The organism is Thermodesulfobacteriota bacterium (assembly GCA_040753795.1).
GTDB lineage: Bacteria > Desulfobacterota > Desulfobacteria > Desulfobacterales > Desulfosudaceae > JBFMDX01.
Genome location: JBFMDX010000004.1, coordinates 207,779 through 223,143 on the forward strand (window position 1 = coordinate 207,779; position 15,365 = coordinate 223,143).

Consider the following 15,365-nt stretch of genomic DNA (forward strand, 5'->3'; position numbering starts at 1 on the left):
CTGTTGTTTTTATCGAATGTCCAGCGGCAAGATCGGGCCGTCGTTGCTGCTGACCCCGAGCCGGATGGGCCGGGGCGGGCCTTTCTCCGGAATGGTTGTCTCCACCCACAGCTTTTCGCCGGCCTGGCGGCGGGACGGGTCGGGGATGTGCTCGGGAATGAAAAAGGCCACGGGCTCATCGAGCACCGCTACGTTTTCGCTGCCGGCCATCGTCTGCCGGACATAGCGGTTGTTACCGCTTCTCCGGCGCTCCTCCGCTTTGACTTCAGCCGACAGCCGGCCGTTTTCCACCTTCAGTTCCACCGGATAGCGGTTATAGTTTTTGTCCGGGGTTTCCGGCGCTGGGATGCCCCTGGCCGCCACAATGAGCTGCAGCCGGACGTAGCGGCCGCGAATGGGCAGATTGGGGTCATAAGGCACGGTCTGAACCCAGACGCGCGGCAGGGTGGTTCTGTCGTACAGGAGCTTGGCGCCGAGGGTCCCCACCAGGCCGACCTGGACCACCGCGATGATGATGCCTTTGATCAATGGTCTCATTTCCGCCCCCCTTCGATTCTGACCAGCAGCCGCCGGCGCGTCTTTTCCAGCAGCCAGCCGCCTGCCAGGAACAGAACGCCCAGGCCGATCAGGCTGGCCGAGCGCCCGAGTTTATCCATGAGGCTTGAAAAGTAAAAGGACAGGACGGTCAGGGCAAACCCGGCGATCCCCAGGTTGACCCGTTCCCTGCGGGCTTCCATCATGCCCCAGGCGATCAGGCCCACCGCGCCCAGGCCGCACAGCCCGTAGGACAGCAGATGATGCCATTCAAAACGGGGCCCGCCGTAATAGGGGTAAAACCAGCGGGCGGAGACGCTCAGGGCCGCGACCCACAGGGCGGCGCCGATATTCACGACGGCCATCTTCTTTCTCAGTGTTAAGGACAGCACGAGGGGCGCGAGATAGGCGGCCGTCCAGCCCAGGGTCCGGTAAGCCGGCAGCAGCGGCAGGTCACTCCGGTAATGGCCCCAGCCGACCGTAACCACCAGGGCCGCGGCCGGGATAAGCGTCAGTCCGCCGATCCAGGCCAGGGCCTTGCGGACCGGCGAGGCCTCGTTTTCAGTTATCGCCGTCAGGTAGGAGATGGACAGCATCAGCAGTGCCGCGGCCATCAAAGGCTGCGCGCCCCTCATGCCCTCGGTGGCCACCAGCCACTCGCCGCCCAGCCAGGCCGGGGTCAGAATCGCGGCCAGGGCCGCCTGGGGCCAGTCCCGCAGAAGGGCCCAGGCCGCCCAGGCGCCGGCCGCCCAGAGCATGACGCCGCCGGGCCAGTGTTCCTGGAGATGAAAGATCTGTCCGGCCAGAAATATCCCGGCGCCCAGGCAGACGGTGCCCACGGCGTGCAGGACCGCGGCCAGGGCCGCGAACCGCGCGGCCGTAAAAGCCGCGGCGCCGTGAAAGCCGGCCACCATCACAAGGACCAGGGCAAACCGTTGGGCCGGGGACAGGGCCTCCCAGTGCGCCGCCACGAACAGCAGCACTCCCGCCCCCAGCAGCAAGCCGCCCAGGGCAATGGCCACCAGGACCGGCCAGCGCAGGCCCCGGGCTTTGTCCTGACCCGCCTCATAGGCGCGCACCCGCTCGGCCGCCGCCGGGTCGATCAGGCCCGCCCGCGTCCATTTTTCAAGAAAATTTTCCCATTGTGCTGCCATAGGGCTGTTTCTCCGGTGGCTGAATTTTCAGGTCACCTCAAATAAAAATGTTACTGATGAGCCGTATATTCATCCAAAAGCCTGCGAATCATTTTTTGATATTGTGTGTTGTGCCTTTTGGCCTCTTTTTTGAAAAAATCGACACTTGTTTTGCTGAGCGCAATGGTGACCTTCACGGTCTCGTCTTTCAGCGCGAGTTCTTCAGGGGAGGGGAGAAAATCAGGAATAGCCTTGACCTTCCCCATGGGCTCATCCGTGTATTTGATTTTCCCTTTCATATATTTTCTTTCCTTTCCGCCAATATCCGGCGCCAATAATTCTGATTTTGGTCTTTCTGTATGTAAAGCGGACGGTCATTATTCCATCAGAGACCCTGCCAAGACAATAATAGCGCTTTTCATCATCGCTGTGCTCAAGATCTTCGAGAATAACACGGTCAGGATCCAGAAACGCCAGTTGCGCCATCGCAAAAGAAACGCCATGCTTTTCCAGATTGCGCCTGTCTTTGTCGGCATCCCAATCAAAATCAGTGTGTTTTTTCATTATTATATTAGGTTAGGAAAGAAAATACGTCAATATAAAAATATGGCTACTTATATGGCTTATGAGCCATGATGTTTCCAGTAAAACTTTGATCTCTTTGAAATTATCGGACTACAGCTGCAGAAAAGGAGGGCGGGCGGTAAAGGACTCGGGTTCTGTCCTGGGGGAACGCCGGCCCTCCTTTTTTACTTCTTTTATTTTTTCTTCCGTGTCTTTTTTTATTTCCGGGTCGGTGGTCAGGTCATGGGCCTTCTGCAGGTGGAACATGGCGTTTTTGAAATGGTCGATTTCATAGTAGTAGCGGCCAAGATAGTAATGGGCCTTGGCCTCATTGTTGCTTTTACCGTAGGCCATGCCCAGGGCGTAATAGGCGTCGATATAATCCGGTGTTTTTTTAATCAGGGCTTCCAGAATGGAAATGCATTCGTCCATATGGCCGGTTTCTTCCGCGGCCTGGGACCAGTAAAGCTGCTTCTTGAAGTCCCAGTAGGGGGTTTGCGGGACTTTTTTAAATGTTTCCATGGCCTTATCGTAATATCCCGTGAGCACATATTCAATGGCCAGAGTGGTCAGGATCTGGGGATGGGCGGCCTGTTTTTCAAGGGCTTTCTTCAAATAGCCGATGGCTTCCTCGTGACGGGCTTTTCTGGACAGGGCCAGGGCGTAGCCGAAATCGTTCAACGGGTCCTTGTCGTTCTGGTCAAGGCGGATTTTCATCTGCTTGAGGGAAATTTCGCTGTCGCCGCTGGAGGCCGTAACGATCGTGTGGGCCATTTTAAAATCCGCTGCGGTGTTTTCCGCTGGCGGCTGGCCGGGCCGGTAGCGGTCGGAAGCCAGCAGCGTGTCAATGTAAACAATGCGCTCTTCCGTTCCGGGATGCGTGGTCAGGTACGTGGGCACTTCCTGCTCGGTAAACCAGTGTTTTTCATTGATTTTCTTTAGCATGAGCAGCAGCCCCTCGGCGCTGTAGCCGGCTGCCGCCAGGTACTGGACGCCGATCTCATCCGCCTGGCGTTCGTCCTGACGGCTGTAGGCCAGCCCCGCGGCCTGCCCGGCCGCGGCGGAACCAATGGCCAGGGCGCCGCTGCCGAGAAAGAGTCCGGCGGTGATGCCGGCCAGGGTGGCCAGCGACAGTTTTTTGGATTTTTCAATTCGTTCGGAAATGTGGCGGCAGTAAACATGGGCGATTTCATGGGACAGGATGCCGGCCAGCTCATCTTCCGAACCCATGGCGTTGATCAAACCGCTGTGGACAAAGACGTATCCTCCCGGGGCGGCAAACGCGTTATATACCGCGTTATCAATAACATAGAACCGGTAATCAAAGGACTGTTCTGGAAAAGCGGCCAACAGTCTCCGGCCGAGGCGGTTGATGTAGTCGTCTACAAACGGGTCGTCCACAAACCGGTAGACCTGCTTCACCTGCTTGAGAAACTCTTCGCCCAGTTCCTTTTCTTCGGCAATCGTCAGCGCTGAAACAGGAACGGCGGATACCAGAAAGCAGAACAGCGTGACCAGCCAGACCGTTGAAAAAATTTTTGTTTTTAAGTACATAATAAATCACTTATCATATATTCTTTTCAAAGAAAATGTTTTGTGGTATGGCACCGTTTATGACGAAAATTATCTGCATTGCCAATCAGAAGGGCGGGGTAGGCAAGACCACTACCGCGGTCAATCTGGCCGCGGCTCTGGCCGCTTCCGACAAAAAAACGCTGCTGATCGACTGCGATCCCCAGGCCAATGCCACCACCGGGGTCGGCATCAACAAGGCCGACCTGAACAGAACCCTGTACCAGGTGCTCATCGGCGCCCTGGCGGCGCATGAAGCGGTCATCGATACCATGGTGGACAACCTGAAAATCATCCCCTCCAAAATCGACCTGTCCGGTTTTGAGGTGGAAATGGTGGACGCGCCGGACAAGGAAAAGGTGCTGAAAAACAGCCTGGCCGGCCTCAATGGCGCTTATGACTATGTTTTGCTGGACTGCCCGCCCTCATTGAGCCTGCTGACCATCAACGCCATGTCGGCGGCCGATTCCGTGCTGATTCCCCTGCAGAGCGAGTTTTACGCCCTGGAGGGCCTCGGCCAGCTCATCCAGACCATCAAGCGGATCAAGCAGGCCTTGAACCCGTCCCTGAAGATCGCCGGCATCCTGCTGACCATGTTCGACACGCGCACCAATCTTTCCCACCAGGTTACCGAGGACACGGAAAAGTTTTTCACGGACCTGGTGTTTCAGTCGCGGATCCCCAGAAACGTGAAGCTGGGGGAGGCGCCCAGCTACGGGATGCCGATCACGTTATACGCGCCGTCTTCTCCCGGCGCCAGGAGTTACATGGCGCTGGCCGGGGAGATTCTGGCTCAACCATAAACAGGGTTTTGGAAATAATGCCGACCAAACCAGCACAAAAAGCGAAGGCCAAGGCGGAGGAGGCACCGCGCAGGAAAAGAGCGCTGGGCCGGGGGCTGGAAGCGCTTTTCCCCGACATGAAAACCGTTGCCGGGGACAGCAGGGATTTCTTTCAGTGCGACATTACCGATATTTCTCCCAACCGCTATCAGTCCCGCACGCTCTTTTCGGAGCAGGAGCTGTCCGAACTGGCCGACTCCATCCGCCGGGAAGGGGTGATTCAGCCGATCATGGTGCGCCGGGTCGGGACCGGGTTTGAACTGGTCGCCGGCGAACGGCGGCTGCGGGCCGCCAAAATGGCCGGTCTGACGCAGGTGCCGGTCATCGTCCGGGAGGTGGACGACCGTCAGCATCTGGTTTTTTCCATCGTGGAAAACGTGCAGCGGGAAAACCTAAACCCCATGGAGGAGGCGGAGGGCTATCACCGGCTGGTGGCCGAATTCGGTTTTTCCCAGGAGCAGGTGGCCGAGCACGTCGGCAAGAACCGGACCACCGTGACCAACCTGCTGCGGCTGCGCAAGCTGCCGGACTATATTCAGAAGAGCATTACCGCCGGGCAACTGACCATGGGCCATGCCCGGGCCTTGCTGGCGGCAAACACCCCGCAGCAGCAGAACGCCGCCTGGAAGGAGATCCTGGCCCGGGGGCTTTCGGTCCGGCAGACGGAAGCGCTGGTCAAGCGCAGCGGGACCGAACCGAAACCCGCCGCCGGAAAAAAGACCGCCGACAGCGCCGCGACCCACCTGTCCAGCCTGGCCGAAAAGTTTTCCAGGATTTTCGGCACCAAGGTGAACATCATCCGCAAAGGCCGCCGGGGGAAGATCGAGATCGAGTTTTACAACGACGAGGATCTGAACCGGCTGCTGGAGATGATGGATAAATAACAGCGGTAAAGGTTGTCGTTTCCGGCCCGATATCAGCGTTCAAATCGTCTCTGACCTTTCACCAGTCGAATAAACACGGATATAAGCAGGCATCCATCAATGTCTTGACCTGGCAGGCTTATGGCGATTCATATCATCATCGACGGGTACAATTTCATCCGTCAGTCCATGTCCCCGCGGCTGCTCAAGACCCGTGACCTGCAGCAGGAGCGGGAGTTTCTTGTCCGCCTTCTGGCCGCCTGGAAAAGACGCCGGGCCCACGCCGTCACGGTGGTGTTCGACGGCGGCCGGGCGCCCTGGGATCTTCCCCGGAAAGACGTGGTTTCCGGCATTGAAGTGATTTTTTCCCCGGCCGGTCAGACGGCCGATACGGTCATCAAGGAGATGGCGGCCCGGGAAAAGGAAAAGGCCCTGGTGGTCAGCTCCGACCGGGAAATTTCGGTTTTTGTTTCCAGGACAGGAGCGACGACCATCGACTGCGCCGCCTTTGAAAGTCGCCTTGAAGCGGAATTCCTGACAGATGATGAAGACGGCCTTTATCCGGACGAGGGCGACGGCCAGTCCGTGCGTCCGGCGTCAACCCGGAAAAAAGGCCCCTCCTTTCGACTTTCCAAAAAGCAGCGGCAGCTGAAAAGCCGACTCGAAAAACTGTAAATCTCAGTTTTGCTTGATAAAACAAGATGGCTGCGCTATGCTTAACGTCTATGGGATACGTCTTTACGCAACAAGATTCAGCCGCTTTTGAAAAGGAACGCCAGGACCGGCGCCATGCCCATATTGCTCATCTGGAGGGAGAGCTGATGTGCGACATGCTGCGGCCCCTTCCCGGCGAAAGCGTGCTGGACATCGGCTGCGGCATCGGCACCAGCCTGCTCACGCTGCTGGACAAGGGGCTTGACGTCACCGGTCTTGACCCCTCGCCGTACATGCTTGATGTCGCATACAAGCGGGTCGGCAGCCGGGTCGACCTTTACCGCGGCGTGGCCGAGGACCTGCCCTTTGAGGACAACTCCTTCAACCACGCGGTGTTTTTCGCTTCCCTGGAATTCGTGGATGACCCGGGGGCGGCCTTGCGCGAGGCCTGCCGGGTGGCCAAAGACAAGATCTTCATCGGCGTCATGAACCGGTACGCCATCAAGGGACTGGAGCGCCGGGTAAAAGGCGTGTTCGCCAAAACGATTTACAACAAGGCCCGGTTTTTCAGCGTCTGGGAACTGAAGGCGGAAATCCGGAGCATCATGGGGGATGTGCCCGTCAAATGGAAAACCATCTGCCACCTGCCCTTCGGCGAGGGCCGGGTGGCCCGCAAGATCGAATCCGTGGAACTGATCCGGCGGTTTCCCTTCGGCGCCTTTGCCGGTGTGTCCGCCCTGCTGGTTCCCCGGTTCCGCACCCTGCCCCTGGCCCTGAAATACGCGCCGGCCAAAAGGGCCGGCGTCCTGGTCGGCAGCATGTCCACCGAGACATTGAACTCGGAAAAGATAACCACTTAAAGAAGGGAGGCAAAAGCATGGAAGCCCTTTTTTATGAAAAGCGGGAAGACCGGAAGGTTAAGTGCGGCCTCTGCCACCACCGCTGCCTCATCAACGATAACGGCTTCGGCCGCTGCAAGGTCCGGCAGAACGTCAACGGCGTTCTGGAAACCATGATCTACAGTCGCCTGGTCGCCATCAACCCCGATCCCATTGAAAAAAAGCCTCTCTATCACGTCATGCCGGGAAGTCTGGCCTATTCCATCGGCGCCGCGGGGTGCAATTTCCGCTGCCTCTTCTGCCAGAACTCGGAAATTTCCCAGATGCCCCTGGAACGGGGCAAGATGGGCGATCATATCTTTTCCGCCGCCGACATTGTGGATGACGCTGAAAGAAGCAACTGCCGCAGCATCGCCTATACTTACACGGAACCCACCGTGAACTTCGAATTCTGCTACGACACGGCCGTGCTGGCCCGGGGAAAAGGGCTGAAAAATATCTTTGTCACCAACGGCTACATGTCACCCGAGGCCATTGACATGATCGCGCCCTTTCTGGACGCGGCCAATGTGGACCTGAAGAGCTTCAGCAATGATTTTTACAGGGATATGTGCGGGGCCCGGCTGGAGCCCGTCAAGGAGAACCTCAAGCACCTCCGGCGCAAAGGCGTTTTTGTGGAGGTGACCACGCTGGTGATTCCCGGCAGAAACGACGATGAAGCCGAACTTACGGCCCTGGCCGAATTTCTGGTCAAGGAACTGGGGCCGGAAACGCCCTGGCACATCAGCCGTTTTCATCCCACCTACAAGCTTCTGGACGTTTCGCCCACGCCGGTGGGAACGTTGACCCGGGCCCGGGACATCGGGCTCAAGGTCGGCCTGAAATTCGTCTATATCGGCAATGTCCACGGCCACCCCGGCGAGAACACGTATTGTCCCCAATGCGCCAAGGTCATCATCGAGCGGGCCGGGTTTTACAACATCAAGCAATATAAAATCGAGGGCGGACACTGTCTGTATTGCGGGGCGCTGATCAACGGGATAGAGATGTAGAACCCTATTTTTTATACATCGCCTCAATCTCTTTCTTAAACCGTTCCTGAATCACATTTTTCTTGATTTTGAAGGTCGGGGTGGCCAGACCGTTTTCAATGGTGAACTCCGGCACGATGGTCACTGTCTTGACCGATTCAAATGAGGCGAACTCCCTGTTCTTCTCGGCCACTTCCGCGTTGATCAGATCGATGACGGCCTGATGCCTGATGAGGTCGTCCATGCCGGTAAAAACCAGGCCCTTTTCCCGGGCGAACTCGGTGATGTTATCCGGGTCCAGGGTGACCAGGGCGGTCAGGTATTTACGTTTATCGCCGATAACGCAGACCTGGGCGATATATTTGGAGGTGGCGATCACCCCTTCAATGGCCGAGGGCGCGATGTTTTTGCCGCCGGCGGTGATGATCAGGTCTTTTTTGCGGCCGGTGATGCGCAGGAAATTTTCGTCGTCGATTTCACCCAGGTCGCCGGTCTTCTGCCAGCCTCCCTGGAGAATGGTGGCCGCCGTTTCGTCGGGCATTTTGTAGTACTCTTTCATGACGTTGCGGCCCCGGAACAGGATCTCGCCGTCGTCAACAACCTTCTGCTCGATACCCGGACCGGGCTGGCCCACCCAGCCGAAGCGGTAGTCGTCAAAGCGGTTGACGTTGGTAAAGGAGGTGTTTTCGCTCATGCCCAGTCCTTCGAGGATCAGGATGCCGGCGGCGTGAAAGAACTTGGCGATGGAGGGATTCAGCGGCGCGGCGCCCGAGACGCACCAGCGGACCCGGCCGCCCAGAGCCGCCTGGAGTTTGCTGAACACCAGTTTGGTGGCGATTTTATATTGAATGCCGGTCAGCAGGGGAATGGATCGGCCTTCCAGGAGGCAGTCGCTGACCGTGTCCCCCACGCCGCAGGCCCAGTGGAAAATCTTCAGGGCCAGGCCGCCTTTGGCCTCGGCACCGCCGACCACTTTGCCGTACACTTTTTCGTAAATGCGTGGCACGCTGGCGAACCAGTCGGGCTGAGCCGCTTTAAGATCATCCACCAGGGTGTCGATGCCCCGGGCGATGACGGTTTTGACGCCGGCCAGCAGGGCCAGGTTGACGCAGATGCGGGCGAACACGTGGGCCAGGGGTAGAAAGAGAAAGGTGGTTTCCCCGGGAAGCACGTTCAGGCAGGCCAGGGCGGACTGAGAGGTGAAGGTCATGTTGTCGTGGGTGAGGACCGCGCCCTTGGGCACGCCGGTGGTACCGGAGGTATAGACGATTCCGGCCACGTCATCGGCAGTGGTGGCGTCGATCCGCTCCTGAAGGGCCTGGTCGCTGATCTTATCGCCGAGCTTGAGGAATTCATCAAACCCCAGGACCCAGTCGTCGTCATGGCTGTCGTTAAACAGCACCACCTTCCGGATGGCGGGGATCTCTTTTCTGATGGACAGCAGCTTGTCCAGTTGTTTTCTGTTTTCCGCGAAAATGACCACCGCGTCGGAATGATGGATGATGTAGCGGCAGTCCTTGGGCAGGTTGGACTGGTAGATGCCGACGGTGGCCGCGCCGCAGGTGGTGATGCCCAGGTCGGACAGAATCCAGCGGTAGCAGGTATAGCTTAAGATGTTCACCTTGTCGTTTTTTTCCACGCCGAGCGCCATCAGGCTTTTGGCCACTTTTCGGACCTGACCGTAAAACTCGCTCCAGGAGACCGGCGGCAGGCTCTCACCGGTTTCGGAAAACCACTGATAGGCCGGCTGCCCGGGAAGCTTGTCAACCGTTGCTTTGAGCATCTCATGAACGTTGCGAAAGCCTCTGATGGCCATGATTGTTCTCCTTAATCATTGAATGGTTGCAATTCTATTGAATCGGGTATGAATTGGCAACCCTTTTTGACCAGTCGCGGATAGGGTCGGCGCCGGAAAAATGTCTTGGAAAAATTCCGGAATTTATTTATAATTTTTTGCCATTGCCTTTTTTAAAGGGGGTGGCGCGGGCTTTTTCCGTTACATAAGGTTGGGCACTCGCGGATCAGAACAGCGGACATAATGGAAACCTTCAGCGGATATCAATTACTGGAAAAATTAGACGAAACCGCCACTTCCTTGGTTTATCGGGCCATCCAGGAGAGCAGCGGCCGGCGGGTGATCGTCAAGATGCTCAATACGGACAACCCCTCTCCGTCCGAGATCGCCCGGTTCAACCGGGAGTTTGAGCTGATTCGCGACATCGACGATGACGCGGTCATCAAGGTCTATGACGTGATCTCGTCCGACGGGAAAGTGGCCCTGGTTCTGGAAGACTTTGACGGCGTTTCCTTAAAAAAGATAGCCACCCGGGCCATTCTCCCCCTGGAGACGTTTCTGAAAATCGGCATCACCATCGCCCGGGTCCTGGATAAGCTTCACAAAAAAAACATCATTCACAAGGATATCAAACCCCACAACATTTTGTTCAACGAGAATACCGGCGCCCTCAAGCTGACCGACTTCGGTATTTCGGCGGAATTGACTCATGCCAGGGATAATATCACCCAGGCCGCGCTGGTGGACGGTACCCTGGCGTACATGGCCCCGGAGCAGACCGGCCGGATGAACCGGTCGGTAGGCTACGAAACCGATCTCTATTCCCTGGGCGTTACCTTTTATGAGCTGCTGACCCAGCGGCTGCCTTTCGATGACGTAACCGATCCGGTGGAATATTTTCACGCCCACATGGCCCGGCGGCCGGTGCCGCCGGCCGAATTGAATTCCTCCCTGCCGCCGGTGCTGTCGGATATCGTCATGAAACTGATGGCCAAGGAGTCGGCCGACCGCTATCAGAGCGGTCTGGGCTTAATGGCGGATCTTCAGGAATGCCTGGATCAGCTCCGGCGCAAGGGCAGGATCGACCGGTTTGAAATCGCCGCCCGAGACATCGGCGCGACCCTGAAAATTCCCCAGAAGCTCTTCGGAAGAGAAAAAGAAGGCGAGCGTCTCCGTTCAGCCTATCGCCGGGTGGAAGGAGGGGCCTGTGTGGTTTTTCTGGTCTCGGGCGATGCCGGCACGGGCAAGACGGTTTTTATGGCCGAAAACCGCCGGCACATGGAAGCGAAAAACGGTCTGATCATCTCCGGCCGGTTTGAAGCGCAGAACAAGACCATTCCCTACAGCGGCTTTATTTTTGCCTTCCAGGAACTGCTCAATCAGCTGCTGGTGGAATCCGCCGAAAGAATGGCCGCCTGGAAGAGCAACCTGCAGGCGGCCCTGGGCAGCAACGGCAAGCTGCTGACCGATATGGTGCCGGAGATTGAAATCCTCATCGGCAAACAACCCGAAGTCCCTGCCCTGGACGCCGAAGAGGCCCGCAACCGGTTTAACTATGCGGTCAGAAATTTTATCCGGGTATTTGCCAGAAAGAGCCATCCCCTGACGATCCTGCTGGATGATCTGCATCAAGCCGATGCCGCCAGCCTGGATCTGCTCAAGTTTCTGGCCGGTGACGCGGACACCGGCTACCTTTTCATCGTCGGGACCTATCGCCGGGACGCCGCCGAACTTTCCCGGCTGCAGCAGACCCTGGCGGAGATAGCCGAAAGAGGGATCGTTCCGGAAACCATAATGTTGACGCCCCTGGAAGTTCCGCAGGTCAATGCCCTGATTTCCGCCGCCCTCAAACTTGGCCGGAGGGAAGCCCAACCCCTGGCGGAACTGGTTTGCCGTAAAACCAACGGGACCCCTTTTTTCGTCCACCAGTTTCTGGGCATGATCTATAAAACCAATCTGTTGCGCCTGTCCGAAGACGGCACCTGGTGCTGGGACGCCCAGAAAATCGGGCAACTGGCCATTACCGATAACGTGGTCGAACTGATGGCGGAAAAGATCGCCCGGCTGGACGACCAGATCCGGGAAACCCTTCAGATGTGCGCCTGTGTCGGTACCCGCTTTGATCTGGAAACGGTGGCGCCTCTGCTGGACAGACCGTTTGAGTCCCTGCTGGACGACATCACCGTGGCGTTTTTTGAAGAGTTGATCCGGGAGGATGGTGATGGTTACCGTTTCCAGCACGAAAAGATCCGGGAGGCCGCCTACTCCCTTATTCCGGATAAGGACAAGCCGCATATTCATCTGAAAATCGGTCAATTCCTGCTGGAGCGGGCCCGGGCCGACGATGAAGGCTTGCGGGACAAGGTTTTTCACGTGGTCCGTCACTGGAATGCCGCGGCCCCGGTCATTACCGACGCGGCCGGCAGGCTGGAACTGGCCCGGATGAATATCCTGGCCGGGGAAAAAGCCCGAGGCGCCACGGCCTATGATTCGGCGGAAAACTTTTTTTCCCTGGCCGCCGCGTATTTGCCGCCCGACGCCTGGGAAAAGCAGCCTGATCTGTGCCGGCGGCTGTATCTTCTGCTGGGCGAAAGCCGTTTTCTGATCGGTGACACGGACGGGGCCGACGGTATCTTTGCGGACGTTCTGGCCAGAATCGAAAGCCCGGTTGAGCGGGCCGATATCTATTCGCTGATGGTGACGCTGTACACCGCCGTCGACAAACCCGACAGGGCCCTGGCCGTCGGTCTGCAGGCGCTGTCTCTGCTGGGCGTCCGCCTGCCGGAACATCCGCGCAAGATTCATGTCCTGATCAACATCATCCGCGTCCGTCTGGCTCAGGGAAGAAACCGGGTGGAGGACCTGCTTCATCTGCCGGAGCTGACGGATCCGAAGCAGAACGCCATCATGAGCCTGCTGGCCATGATCGGCGCGCCGGCCTACTACGTCAATCCCAATCTGTTTGCCATCATCATTACCCGGGGCGTCATCATGTCGCTGCAAAAAGGGCTGCCCGGGCTGGCCGCTTACGGCATGATCGCCGTGGGCCTGATCATGGGATCCCGGCTGGGGTTTTACGATTACGGCAACCGGCTGGGAAAAGTCGGCCTGGAGGTGATGAAGCGGTTTCATGACGTCAAATCATTTGCCCGCTCCTATTTTATTTATGCCTATTTTATTCTGCCCTGGCGGGAGCCGGCCAGGGGTTGCCTGCACTATCTGGCCCTGGCCTATAAACACGGCCTGGAGACCGGCGATATCATTTTTACCGGCCACAGCATCAACGTGTCGGCCGCCTATCGTCTGTTCACGGGCTTTCCTTTAGATGCCATCTTTGAAGACCACAAGGGCCGCAGCGCTTTTCTGGAACGGCTGGATTCCCCCTTTATTTTAAACAACTATCTGGATACATATGAAATGGTCACCCAGCTGAGGGGAGGCGGGGAAGCGGACGGCGAATCCCTTCAAACCCGGTGGGATGACCGCGAGCAGCGGCTCAAGGCCATTGAAGATGAAAATCTCCAGCTGGGCATGTTCATTCATTTTGCCAAGAGAGAAATGCTTCTGTTTTTTTTCGGCAAATACCGGGAGTGTTATGACATGGGATGCCGGGCCGACCGGATTATCGATTACGCCATGGGCACCATGTATGTAGCCGAGCACTATTTTTACTGGGGCCTGTCCGCGGCCAGGCTCTGCCTGGAAGACGCGACGGCGGACCGGCGGCTCCTGCTGCGGACGATCCGCACGGCGCTGAAGAAATACGCCAAATGGGCCAGGGGCTGTCCGGAAAACTTTGCCCATAAGCATTGGCTGCTCAAGGCCGAACTGGCCCGGCTGCGCGGGAAAAAAACGGCGGCGGCCGGCGGATATCACCAGGCGCTGGTGCAGGCCCGGCAGAATAATTATATCCATACGGAGGGACTGGTCGGGGAACTGGCGGCGGATTTCTATTTTTCCGTTGGTTATGACGAAATCGGCCGGGCCTATATCACCGAAGCCAGAAACGCCTTTCACCGCTGGGGCGCGGACGCCAAGGTCAAACGCCTGGAGCAGTTGTATCCCCACGTGGGTTCGATGGCGCAGGTGCGTTCCCGGGCCAGTGAGACGTCCAGCACCATTACCGGATCGGTCATCGATCTTTCCACGCTTCAGAAAGCCCTCAAGACCATTGCCGAAGAAAAAGTTCATACCCGCATGCTGGAAAAGATCATCCGGACGTCGGTGGAGTTTGCCGGCGCCCAGAAAGGCCTTCTGATATTACGGAAGGAGCATGCCGGCGACCAAGACTCGGGGGCGGCGGCGGATGTCTGCGCCGGACTGTTTGTGGAGGCCGAGTGGTCGGTCGATGCGCAAGAGGTAAAAATCCTTCAGTCAACGCCGGTCGGCGACAAAGACAATCTCTCCCAGGTGGCCCTGAACTATGTCGCCCGTACCCGCAAGAGCGTGGTGGTCCATAATGCCCAGACACCCCATGAGATCCTGCCCAGGTTGCAGTCGGAAGCCCATATCCGGACCGCCGGGGTCAAGTCGCTGATGTGCATGCCGATTCTGATTTCCGCCGTCGACACGCCCGAACTGATCGGGGTGCTTTATTTTGAAAACAATCTGACCAGTCACGCCTTTACCCAGGAGCGCATCGAGACCCTGGAAATCATCTCCCTGTCAGCGGCGGGCCGGCTGGAACTTTCCCGCAAGGCGGTTACCGACGGGTTGACCGGGCTTTATAATCATGACTATTTTTACAATATCCTGCAGCAGGAGCTGCTTCTGGCCAAGCGGAAGGGGCGGGAATTGTCCGTCATGATGATCGATATTGACCATTTTAAACAGTTCAACGATAAATGGGGACACCAGGCGGGAGATCTGGTACTCAAGGAGGTATCGGCCGCGATTAAAAGCAATTGCCGGGGGTCGGACGTGGTGGCGCGGTATGGCGGGGAAGAGTTTGTCCTGCTGCTGCACGAGACCGATCCCTCTTCCGCCATGGTCCTGGCGGAACACCTTCGCCAGACGGTCGATGACCTGGTTGTCACCGACCCCGGGCAGATCAGCCTGCATGTGACCATCAGCGTCGGCGTGGCGGGTTTCCCGCATCATGCCAGGGACAAGAAGACGCTGATCAAAAGAGCGGATGAAGCCATGTATGTGTCCAAAGAAAAGGGAAGAAACCGGGTGACGCTGGCCGCTTGAACGGCCGCGGCCTAACAAGAAAGGAGAAACGGGGATGCTTGATTTAGTAAAAAAAATGGTCTTCGCGAGCATTGGCATGGTGCTGAAAACCAAGGAAGAAGTGGAGGAAATGGCCAGGGATTTTGTCAAGAAGGCCGAGTTGTCCGAGAATGAAGGTAAAAAATTTATTAATGACTTTCTGAAGCGCTATGACGAATCCCGGGAAAAGCTGGAAGAAAAAGTGGAGAAAAGCGTCAAGGATGTACTCAGCCGCTCCAGCCTGGCCACCAAGGACGAGCTGACCGAAATCAAGGAAGAGATTAAAAAGCTGAAAAAAACCACCTCAGCCGAATAGCGGCGCGGACT

The 15,365-nt window shown here is 57.4% G+C and carries 13 protein-coding genes; 7 read left to right on the forward strand and 6 right to left on the reverse strand.

The window, feature by feature from the left end:
• Positions 1-9 precede the first annotated feature (9 nt).
• The 5 genes from AB1724_07345 to AB1724_07365 form a co-directional block, all read right to left on the reverse strand.
• Positions 10-537 carry a GDYXXLXY domain-containing protein gene (locus tag AB1724_07345; GenBank protein ID MEW6077607.1) on the reverse strand — a complete coding sequence of 176 codons (528 nt, stop codon included), beginning with the start codon at positions 535-537 and terminating at the stop codon, positions 10-12.
• Positions 534-1,688, reverse strand: coding sequence for a DUF2157 domain-containing protein (locus tag AB1724_07350; GenBank protein ID MEW6077608.1), 1,155 nt, complete (start codon positions 1,686-1,688; stop codon positions 534-536). The genes AB1724_07345 and AB1724_07350 overlap by 4 nt, the downstream gene beginning before the upstream one ends.
• A gap of 50 nt (positions 1,689-1,738) precedes the next feature.
• On the reverse strand, positions 1,739-1,966 hold the full coding sequence (locus AB1724_07355; protein ID MEW6077609.1) for a CopG family transcriptional regulator: 228 nt from the start codon (positions 1,964-1,966) through the stop codon (positions 1,739-1,741).
• Positions 1,938-2,231, reverse strand: coding sequence for a BrnT family toxin (locus AB1724_07360; protein ID MEW6077610.1), 294 nt, complete (start codon positions 2,229-2,231; stop codon positions 1,938-1,940). Before AB1724_07360 ends, AB1724_07355 begins: the two co-directional genes overlap by 29 nt.
• A gap of 111 nt (positions 2,232-2,342) precedes the next feature.
• Positions 2,343-3,785, reverse strand: coding sequence for a M48 family metalloprotease (locus tag AB1724_07365; GenBank protein ID MEW6077611.1), 1,443 nt, complete (start codon positions 3,783-3,785; stop codon positions 2,343-2,345).
• 59 nt (positions 3,786-3,844) lie between these two features.
• Between AB1724_07365 and AB1724_07370 the strand changes: the two genes are divergently transcribed.
• The 5 genes from AB1724_07370 (at position 3,845) to amrS (ending at position 8,053) form a co-directional block, all read left to right on the forward strand.
• Entirely contained in the window at positions 3,845-4,606 is a 762-nt protein-coding gene (locus AB1724_07370; GenBank protein ID MEW6077612.1) for an AAA family ATPase, read from the forward strand.
• Positions 4,607-4,623: 17 nt separating this feature from the next.
• Entirely contained in the window at positions 4,624-5,529 is a 906-nt protein-coding gene (locus AB1724_07375; protein ID MEW6077613.1) for a ParB/RepB/Spo0J family partition protein, read from the forward strand.
• Positions 5,530-5,649: 120 nt separating this feature from the next.
• Positions 5,650-6,183: an NYN domain-containing protein gene (locus AB1724_07380; GenBank protein ID MEW6077614.1), complete on the forward strand. Its 534-nt coding sequence runs from the start codon at positions 5,650-5,652 to the stop codon at positions 6,181-6,183.
• A 50-nt stretch (positions 6,184-6,233) separates the two neighbouring features.
• Entirely contained in the window at positions 6,234-7,022 is a 789-nt protein-coding gene (locus tag AB1724_07385; GenBank protein MEW6077615.1) for a class I SAM-dependent methyltransferase, read from the forward strand.
• A 17-nt stretch (positions 7,023-7,039) separates the two neighbouring features.
• Positions 7,040-8,053 (forward strand): AmmeMemoRadiSam system radical SAM enzyme, encoded by a 1,014-nt coding sequence (amrS, locus tag AB1724_07390; GenBank protein ID MEW6077616.1) that lies wholly within the window; start codon positions 7,040-7,042, stop codon positions 8,051-8,053.
• 4 nt (positions 8,054-8,057) lie between these two features.
• On the opposite strand, the gene AB1724_07395 is transcribed toward amrS, so the two are convergent.
• Positions 8,058-9,848, reverse strand: coding sequence for a long-chain fatty acid--CoA ligase (locus tag AB1724_07395; GenBank protein ID MEW6077617.1), 1,791 nt, complete (start codon positions 9,846-9,848; stop codon positions 8,058-8,060).
• 222 nt (positions 9,849-10,070) lie between these two features.
• Here AB1724_07395 and AB1724_07400 point away from each other — a divergent pair, with 222 nt between their 5' ends.
• Complete coding sequence (locus AB1724_07400; GenBank protein MEW6077618.1) at positions 10,071-15,020, forward strand: diguanylate cyclase; 4,950 nt, start codon at positions 10,071-10,073, stop codon at positions 15,018-15,020.
• Between the two features lie 34 nt (positions 15,021-15,054).
• Positions 15,055-15,354, forward strand: coding sequence for a hypothetical protein (locus AB1724_07405; protein ID MEW6077619.1), 300 nt, complete (start codon positions 15,055-15,057; stop codon positions 15,352-15,354).
• Positions 15,355-15,365: the final 11 nt, after the last annotated feature.